The organism is Kamptonema sp. PCC 6506 (assembly GCF_000180455.1).
GTDB lineage: Bacteria > Cyanobacteriota > Cyanobacteriia > Cyanobacteriales > Microcoleaceae > Kamptonema > Kamptonema formosum.
This window is the reverse complement of sequence record NZ_CACA01000028.1, coordinates 1-9,020: the sequence shown is the minus strand read 5'-3', so window position 1 is coordinate 9,020 and position 9,020 is coordinate 1. Positions and strand designations below refer to the sequence as shown.

General features: G+C 44.7%; 8 protein-coding genes and 1 pseudogene. 1 reads left to right on the top strand and 8 read right to left on the bottom strand.

What is annotated here, in order from left to right; genetic code table 11:
- From OSCI_RS28115 to OSCI_RS01570, 4 genes and pseudogenes are all read right to left on the bottom strand, one after another.
- Positions 1–350 (bottom strand): annotated as a pseudogene (locus tag OSCI_RS28115) (IS1 family transposase); the annotation flags it as partial.
- Positions 351–486: 136 nt separating this feature from the next.
- The gene (locus OSCI_RS01580; RefSeq protein WP_007353090.1) at positions 487–2,247 is read right to left on the bottom strand and encodes a R3H domain-containing nucleic acid-binding protein; all 1,761 of its coding nucleotides are present in this window, start codon (positions 2,245–2,247) and stop codon (positions 487–489) included.
- 67 nt (positions 2,248–2,314) lie between these two features.
- Positions 2,315–3,538: a circadian clock protein LdpA gene (gene ldpA / locus OSCI_RS01575; protein ID WP_007353089.1), complete on the bottom strand. Its 1,224-nt coding sequence runs from the start codon at positions 3,536–3,538 to the stop codon at positions 2,315–2,317.
- Between the two features lie 299 nt (positions 3,539–3,837).
- A complete protein-coding gene (locus OSCI_RS01570; protein WP_007353088.1) occupies positions 3,838–5,274 on the bottom strand; it encodes a GAF domain-containing sensor histidine kinase in 1,437 nt (478 codons plus the stop codon).
- 329 nt (positions 5,275–5,603) lie between these two features.
- On the opposite strand from OSCI_RS01570, the gene OSCI_RS01565 reads away from it, so the two are divergent.
- Positions 5,604–5,927 (top strand): DUF3155 domain-containing protein, encoded by a 324-nt coding sequence (locus tag OSCI_RS01565; RefSeq protein ID WP_007353086.1) that lies wholly within the window; start codon positions 5,604–5,606, stop codon positions 5,925–5,927.
- A 272-nt stretch (positions 5,928–6,199) separates the two neighbouring features.
- Here the strand turns inward: OSCI_RS01565 and OSCI_RS01560 are convergent, their stop codons facing one another.
- The 4 genes from OSCI_RS01560 to OSCI_RS01545 all read right to left on the bottom strand — a co-directional run bounded on the left by OSCI_RS01560 (position 6,200) and on the right by OSCI_RS01545 (position 8,787).
- Positions 6,200–6,733, bottom strand: a complete 534-nt coding sequence (locus OSCI_RS01560) for a cofactor assembly of complex C subunit B (protein ID WP_007353085.1) — start codon at positions 6,731–6,733, stop codon at positions 6,200–6,202.
- 143 nt (positions 6,734–6,876) lie between these two features.
- Complete coding sequence (locus tag OSCI_RS01555) at positions 6,877–7,269, bottom strand: PadR family transcriptional regulator (RefSeq protein WP_007353084.1); 393 nt, start codon at positions 7,267–7,269, stop codon at positions 6,877–6,879.
- Between the two features lie 493 nt (positions 7,270–7,762).
- Complete coding sequence (locus OSCI_RS01550) at positions 7,763–8,215, bottom strand: nitrate reductase associated protein (RefSeq protein ID WP_007353083.1); 453 nt, start codon at positions 8,213–8,215, stop codon at positions 7,763–7,765.
- A gap of 110 nt (positions 8,216–8,325) precedes the next feature.
- Positions 8,326–8,787, bottom strand: coding sequence for a phosphate-starvation-inducible PsiE family protein (locus OSCI_RS01545; RefSeq protein ID WP_007353082.1), 462 nt, complete (start codon positions 8,785–8,787; stop codon positions 8,326–8,328).
- Positions 8,788–9,020 lie beyond the last annotated feature (233 nt).

Genomic DNA, 9,020 nt, shown 5'->3' with positions numbered 1-9,020 from the left:
CTTAGGGTAAACTTTCCATCCATCGGTCACATAAAAATGGCATTTCCATTTATTAACAATCTCCCATAGTGGTTCAAAGGTTCTGGCACTATGGTCGCCTAAAACCCATCCTAGAATACCTGGTTGAAAATGGTCTACTGCTGTCCATAACCAGGTTTTATTTTTTTTGAGCCAACAAATGTTTCTAATTCATCTAATTCTCCCACTTGTGGAGTTATTTCTGGCTCATAAAAATCTGGCAAGAGTTTTCCTACTTGTTTGACCCAATTAATGATTGTCGTATGATGCACATTTTTGACTCTCCCAATTGCTCGAAAACCCAGGCCATTGACATACATTTTGAGACATTCAGGACATTGCATAAGCTCTGCGTTTTGTGAAGTGTTATTTTTGGGCGATCTCACTCTCAAATCATCATACCCTAATTCACCAACGCCAAAATCCAGTAGGGGCAATTCATCAATTACCCCTACTTGTCCTAAACGTTCAAGCCGGATAAATCCGCAAACGACGGTTAGGTTCTTCGCCAAAACTGTGAGACTTCAGGTGATAGTGCTCAACAAGTTCATGTTGCATCTTACGAACGTGGGAAGAACGGGGTAAAAGTTCCACCGGTTGACCCTTGGGAATCACAATTTGCTCAACAGCTAAACGGGTTTCTTCCAAAGCTTCGATCTCGTCAGAAGAACCGCTATGAGCAAATAAACCCAAATCTGCCATTTCCGGGGTTCCGGGGTCATCCATATCTAACAACCGCCGCAAAGCTCTTGCTACTAGAGGCAAAGTCCCCGCTTTAATCGTGTGCAAAGGAACTTGGCGAGTTTTCGCTAAATGGCGGAGTTTTGACTGGTTGCGGACATTCGATCGCAAGGCCAACACCACATCCGCACTATCAATATCCTTCGTCAGCACCACAGGCAGATTCAGCGTTGCAATCACCTGTTCCAACTGATGACGCGGAATCCCATAAGGATAGATGTGCAGTGGTAAATCCTCACCATTCGGCCCAGCATTTCTGGAATAACGACCCTCTGGTAAAACTGGATCTACCGATAGCGACTCATCAAGCAATTGCTCAAAATACCTTGCCTCTGAAAGTTGCGCGGGTTTAGCAGCAAATTGCTCTTTCGGGGGCGGCAGTGGGATCATTTTCCCAGAACCGCGCCATCCTTGGGCTTCTGGAAATGTCGTTTTCCCCGACCCGAAAGACGATGCTCCCACGACTCCTGCTGGATTGGTAGGCACTGCTGCCATCTCCTGGCTAACAATCACTTCGCCAGAATCTCCAATACTTCTGACTTGCAAGTTTGGCTGTCGTCCTCGTAGCAGAATATCAACAGTTTCAGAAACGTGCTCGTGGATGACCCAACGCTGTCTTTCCAGCATTTCCACCGCAATCTCAAAAGTAGGTGGTGCTTTGCGTTCCAAAACCGTCTTCTGAGAACCCCTGCGCCGCGCCTCGTCATCTCCCAGCGTCACCGCCTGAATACCGCCGATTAAATCAGCTAGAGTCGGGTTTTTTACCAAGTTTTCCAGGCGGTTGCCATGAGCAGTTCCTACTAACTGTACTCCCCGTTCTGCGATCGTTCGTGCGGCTAATGCTTCTAGTTCCGTGCCGATTTCATCAATCACAATCACTTCCGGCATATGGTTTTCCACTGCCTCGATCATGACTTGGTGCTGAAATTCAGGGTGGGAAACTTGCATCCTCCGAGCACGACCGATCGCCGGGTGAGGGATATCTCCATCCCCAGCAATTTCGTTAGAGGTGTCGATGATTACTACTCGTTTCTCCAAGTCGTCGGCTAACACGCGGGCAATTTCTCGCAGGGCCGTTGTTTTACCGACTCCAGGGCGACCGAGTAGCAAAATTGACTGGCCCGTTTCCACCAAATCGCGGATTAAGCCGATTGTGCCAAAGACAGCGCGACCCACCCTTAAGGTCAGACCGATTACTTCGCCAGTGCGATTACGGATAGCGCTGATCCGGTGCAGAGTTTGCTCGATCCCAGCTCGGTTGTCCCCACCAAAGTCACCTACTCGCTGAATGCAATGGTTCAGGCTTTCTTTGGAAACAAGGGTTTCGGAAAGGTATTCAGCTTTAGATGGAAAGCGAGCTTCTGGGCGGCGACCGAGATCCATGACAATTTCAATGAGTCTGTCTCGCTGCGGATGTTGCTTTATTGGCCGCCGAATTTCTTCTGGGACAATATCTAGTAATTTGTTGAGGTCGTCTGTAATCTGCATTCGCCTCGATACTATTAGTTGCTAGTTGCTAGTTGTTAGTTAATGGTTAACTGTTAACCGTTAACAGTTAACCAATTCCCTTAATTTGTGAAACTAAGGAATGAGCTAAACTTACAGCTTGCCAGAGCAGGTTGGGTTCGGCTTCGAGCGTAGCTGCAAGAGGTATTTGAGCTGTGAGGGCTGGCGGTGCGTTCTTGCCAGGAATAGCCTTGGCTCTTTCTATTTGCCTTGTTTCTAACTGTTCCAAGATTGGTGACAGCAAGACGCGGGCATAACTACCGTAAGCTACACCTGCAATGTAGGTTTTGGAATTGGGGATTTGGGGTTTGGGATTGTGAATTTGGTTTACAGATTCTGGAGCTGATTCTGTATTTCCCGATTCCAAATCGAAAGTCGGCAATCTCACATTCACGAGTCCAGCAGCTTTTAATTTGCTAACGGTGCGATCGTTCGTTCCGCCTGCAAGTTGTACGTATCCTGGTAATTTAGCTGCTAATACTTTCTCGCCGAGTTTAATGGCGGCTCTAGTCGCTCCTGCCCCAATGTCTCCGCTCATTGGCCGACCATCAGTTTGCCAAATTAGGGGACAAGGAAGGGGGGAAACTATGTTATAGAGTGTCCGTAGGTAGTCGATTAAACCTTCTCCGTCGGGGCAGCTAATGGCGATCAGTTGGAGTTGGGAGATATGGGGGGATATGCTAGACCAGAGCCGCGCAAAGTCTTTTTCTCTCCCTATTTGAGTGTGAATTTCTATTGCGTCTGCACCGGCTTGCAACACTAAAGGCGCGATCGCAGCGGGTGCGGATACGTAAGAACGAGTGAAAATTAGCTGGCTGGGGCAAATCGGGAGACATCGACCGCAACCATAGCATCGCTGGTCAAGAACGCCTGAGAACTCCGCGCCACTATCTTCAAAGACAATGGCAACGGCCGGACAAACTTTTTCACAGGGCCGCCAGCAATCCGTGGGACAATGAGCTGGGTTGAATTCGGCTTTGCGAAAATGCGGGTCTTCGCCATCGTTTAAGCTCACCATTAGCAGGGGTAAACCTTGAAACCCAAAATTTCGGGTGCGGGCCTCGGTTCCTAGATAGGAGGACACTTGTAGGGCCGATCGCGCCGCTGCGATCGCGGCGGGGTCTGCGGCCACGTCGATACAGTCAGCGCCCGCTAGGGTGTAAGCCAAGGTTAGATTCCGAACCGCAGGCAAATGTTGGTAACTGGCTCCGCAAATCAATTTGAACCAGTGGCCGTCTTGCAGTGAATTTAGAGGATGGTAGCGATCTATCACCCTTATATGCTAATGCTTTGTGCAAAAATTTGGGAGAACTCTAGCAACTAAAGTTGTTAATTAGGACTTACACACCCAACCACAGAAACCGGGTTTTTTGAGGAAAATACTTCGCCCGTACCCACATACGATCTCAAAAACCCGGTTTCTAGGGCCATGAGCGTAAGTCCTGTTTTAGGATTGCCGTAGCGATCGATGTCCCACCGCTGTTGGGCGCAGTTAAGGATACCCCACTTGACGGGGGCGTTACAGTTCCTGGCAAACTAAGCGTAAGTGGTCTGCAACTTCTTGGTTGATACCTAATTTACGGTTTCTACGATCTTAGTTTGTACTTGCAGCCAGACGATAAAAGTAGTTCCTTTTTTGATATCATTCTTTCTAATTCCCACAGGCAACCACTCTGGTTTGATAGGGGAAAATGCTTGTATTTTACCTTGCATTTGGTGGACTAAATCTTGGGCGATCGCTAAACCCAATCCCGTACCTGGAATCTCTGTCTGTGCCTTTTCTCCCCGGTAGTGCCGCTCAAACAAATGCTCTAAATCTTGTGGTGGAATCCCCGAACCACTATCACTAATTCCAATGCCAACTAAGGGCGAATTAGCTATAGATAATTTGGGGTTTTGATTATTTCTGTCTTCTACTTTGACTTTAATATAAATCTGTCTTCCAGCCTGAGTATATTTCAAGGCATTATCAAGTAAATTACTCAAAACTTCCCGCAAGGCTTTGGCGTTAGCTTGCACTAGGGGTAAATTATTGGGAATCTCTGCTTGTAGTTTTAAGTGGCGTTCATCTGCGATCGCACGAGCTGACTCTAACAGGGGATTTAAAACTTCGGCAACGGAACAAGGCTCCGAAAAATTAGCCGCAGGTAATAGCTCAACAGCGGGAAACTCTGAAATTTCAACCAGGCGAGAGTTTTGAATCTTTTCGCTTTTGCTTGTTGGCTCCAATTGGCTCGGTAGTATCAAATTTTTCTCGCCGATGTCAACAGTGCGATCGATCTGTTGTAGCAACTCCGAAAGGCGATCGCTCTCGCGAACAATGCTGACGGCTACTTCTCGATTTTTGTCTTCTACCAATAACCGTTTCATCAACAGCTTACCAAATGTTCGCAAGGCTGTCAGCGGACTTTTAAACTGGTGTAGCAAGTTGTGCATCGTATCGTACTGCTGAAGTTGTAGCTGCTGCTGTTGGCCCGCTTGCTGCTGCATCCACTGCGATCGTTGATCTAAAACGCAGGCGATCGCTAAACTATGAGCAATTCGCTGCATCTGAGCTTCTTCCCGTTCATTCCAAGATCTGTCTTTCCGACCGCTGACAAGCAAGCCCATCATTACCCCTTCGTGTAGCAAAGGTAGCACAATTTGAGGCTGCTGCCAATCATTTTCCTGACGTTCCTCTCGCTCAGAGTTACAGTCAACACCTTCAAGGTAATCTGGGGCGATCGCAGGTATCGCTGGTAGTTTCTTTACGGGAATTTCTGGAGAGAGCAACCGGGGAGTCGGGTTAACCGCCTCCATTTCTTGTTGCGACCACAGCGTCCAACCCTGATTTTCTTCCCACTCCACAGATGTTTCAGGGTAAGCCACGATGGGAATTAGCTTCGCCGCACCCCCAGAAGCCAATTCTTCTGTCAAGTAGACTACACTAAAGGTAGCCCCCAAACTGGCGATTAACCCTACCTGCGATCGGCAAAGGGTGACAAATTCAGAACTGGCAGGCATTAACATGAGGGCAGCATTAAGAGATATAACAAAAATTATAAGTATGTAACAGCTCACAGGCCATAAGTAACAAGTTAGAGATTTTCTCGCCTGATTTTCTCAGCCATCGCTGACCTAAAATCAGGAGTAGAGGTAGCCTCTAAAAACTGAAAGGCTTGGATTGTCTGGGGTAGGGTCGGAAAAATCTGTACAATTCCCTTTTTTGTGCTTTGTAACAATATTAAAATTGTATCGATATATTAAAAAAAGTTGAAGTTTGGAGCCAGAAAGGATATAATTCCCTCGGATTTGGTAGCTATAACTACACCCGTCTGTTCACAGAGGAGGTAAAGAAATTGGCCAGGAGACGCAAGCGCAAAAGCCGCCGCAGACAAGAAGGACGCCGTATTCTTGAGTGTGTGCCTCAATATAGCATCGAAAGCGGCGAAGATAAACCAGTAACGGCAGCCCGTAAATTCATCCATGCTGAGGGGATCGTCCCTCCAGCCTTGCTGTTGGTCAAGAGAAACGAGCATACCACAGATAGATACTTCTGGGCTGAAAAGGGTCTTTTCGGAGCGCAATACGTCGAAGAGAACCATTTCCTATTCCCCAGTTTAAAAATGATGATGGAAGCGGCTCTAGAAAAAACTGCTGTGGGGGTAACGGGTCGCGCTTAGCTGAACTCAAAGGATTAGCTGCAACCTTAAACCTTTGTCTGGGGGGTAGGGGATTTGTTATTGATTTATTGAGTGCCCACTGAGTTTCAAGCGAACATTCCTCTTAGGGAATAGTATCAGGAGCGTTTCGCGAGTTTAACAGTTGGCACTCACAATATCATAAATCCTCTTGCCACTGAGAGGAGATGGTAACTTTTAGATTAATTAACCATCGGCTTGCATAGTCCTGAGCAGTCTATACCCGCAAAGCAAATATTCCAACATCAAGCTGTTTAATCCGCCGCCTTCAAGCCTAGAGCTTTTTGCATAGCGGCTAATTCGTCGCGGTGAGCTCTGACTGTAATTAAACTCTGAGTTTGGTTTCCTTCCAGAGTTAATCCTTCGAGTTTAAGCGAGACTTGTTCAGAGCGTCCAGCTTTTTTCCAGTAAAATATTCCCGCTAGGGGCGATACCAGCACCAACAGCAGGAAAATGCCCCCTTTAGCAGGAACTAACATCGATAAAACCAAGCCCAGGCAAAGCATCCCTACGGCACTCAACATCGTTAAAAAAATAGCCAGAAACAAACTAGGGCGAACCAAGCCTTCAAAAGTAACTTGATGGCTAGGAGCATCTACGGTGGCGACCCGGTACGATCTTTGGGAAAAATATGCTTTCAACTCATTTGCCAGAACATCTTCAGCTTGCTCAGACACGAGTTTAACTTGTTCTGTTCGGTCTTTGACTGAAGCCTTGATGAAGAAAAACAAACCTACAGCCAACAGCAGCGTCAGCAAAAATGTTGAGGAAAGAACGGCAGTATTCATCTCGGAGGAGCGCTTTTAATGGAAATTGTCTCCTCCTACTTTACATAAATTTAGCGGTTTAGCTTGCGCGATCGCCAAGGAGCAGATCGCGCAAGTAGGTCAAATAATGGCCTATAGGGTTGTGCATCAAACGTAAGAGGGCACTAACCCATTTGGCCAGATTCTAAGTTCCGGTGTCGGTGTTGAGACAGACCATTCCCCTGACCTGTATACTCGTGCCAAAGCCGAGCGAGGTCTTGAGATTGATGCCGCCATTCCGGGAATATTTGATACATCCGCCGGGGGCGTCCGCGCCCTTCTACTTTTTTCCAGTAACCTGCAATTACCCCTTCATCTTCAAGGAATTTAAGAGCGCTGTAGAGAACTGTGTCAGAAAGTCGGTAGATTGGGAATTCCCTTTCTAGTTGCCCGATCAGCTCAGTTCCGTAAGAATCTCCGTGCAATAAGACGGAGAGAATATAGCACACTGCTAGTTCCTTGTTGAGATACACAGGGGGAGGGTCTTGAAAAAATTGATAGATATTCTCAAATTTCATTTGACTAGCCCTGTAACTATCCCCTCCAATCTATCGCGCCCAACAGAAGGAATTACTAACATCTTAGGTTTAACGGCTCAACCAATATGGGAAAGAACCTAATTTCCTCGCTCAAAGTCAGAAAATCTATATCTAAGGATGTAAGGGTTTCACGGAATCTGCGATGTGGACAGAAATTGTAGAGGGTATTGGCACTCGACCTAGTTTCAAGGTAGGGGGGAGCGGTAGCTGAGCATTAGCGAACGCAGCACTAAGTAGAAGGAAGAAGGAAGAAGGAAGAAAAATTTAGTTATCTAGGAGAGAAGGATTTAGTTATCTAGGAGAGAAGGAAGAATGTTTATACAGTCAGCTTTTTAGCCATCCCGATCTTATGTTTAATTAGGTGGATTTACTTAACGGTGTGGGAATATTTAGTCCTTGTTTCCTACTCTGGTGGAGATTACAAATGCGATCGCCAAGCCTCAGTAGTATGTCGGATGGATATCTAAGCCTATTAAGTTAGATTTAATTCTTGGAGAGCAGGTAAAAAGTTTTTATTTTCATGACTAGGACGCGAAAGTTTTATCAGAGCAAACCGTTGTAGTGGAGTTAGCAAAGCCCATTTCTCAACAGTTAGTTGAACACCTATTTCTTGGGCTTTTTCCTGAACTGTGTCGGGTATATTTACAGCATCCATCCAAGCTGGATTGGGCTCTACTACTAAATCGGTTGCAGGGCTATTCGTATATTTAATAATCAGCTTTTGTAGTCCTTCTCGGTAAACTTGAATTTCCTCTGGTTCGCTGCAACTTTTTTCTACTAACTCTTGACGTTCCTGTGGACTAAATTGATTCCAGTGAGACAATTTTAATTTAATTCCGCAAGTATCAAGCTTGTAGCGTACTATCATGGGAATGCAGCGCAGGTTTGTTACAAATTCATCTTCAAATCGAAAGTAATAAGCCATAGTTAATTGTTGTTTTTGATTTATTATAATTATAGCGATCGCTTATGATTTTTTTTAGTAAAGTAAACTATTTTGACAGCCCTTGTTTGAAAAATTCCCAATTCCACCTATTATCGATCTCGATGGGTTGTTTGCCGAATTATCAAGTAACTAATGGAAAGGGCAAAAATTGCGATTGCTAAACCAATCAGATCTAAGGCTGTTTTCTTTTCCAAATCTAGAATAATAATTTTTCGCGCTACCGCTATCAAAGAAGTAACAATAACCAATTCTACATGAACAACGTGCTTTTTGAGATAAGCTGTGATATTCTCTAATATTTCTAGAGCTATTAACACATTTAAAAATAATCCAAATACTACAAACAATTTATCTTTTAAGATATTATCGCTTTGAGTTAGCAGCTCCCGACTCAGATAAATTACCAAGTCAAAAACAGAACCAATAATCACGACCATCATCACTAAAGATAGCAATTTAGAAACTATTGCCTCTAGAGTTTCCATGATGTGGAGAAAGTTTTCATCTTTGGTATAGTAGATAACTGCCTGGAATAATTTCTTCAAATTCATATTTAATCACTGCCAAGATCATTAACGATCGTTTTCACGATCGTTGATCGTTAGCTTAAAGTTTAGTACTATATAATTAAAGTTTATTTTACCATACAATTACCATACAATGAAATCCTTGTCAAGGTAGAGCAAGGATAAGTATTTATATATAATTTATATATTTATATTATTATAATCATAATTTATATATTTATATTATTATAATCAATTTATATATTATAAATAATAAT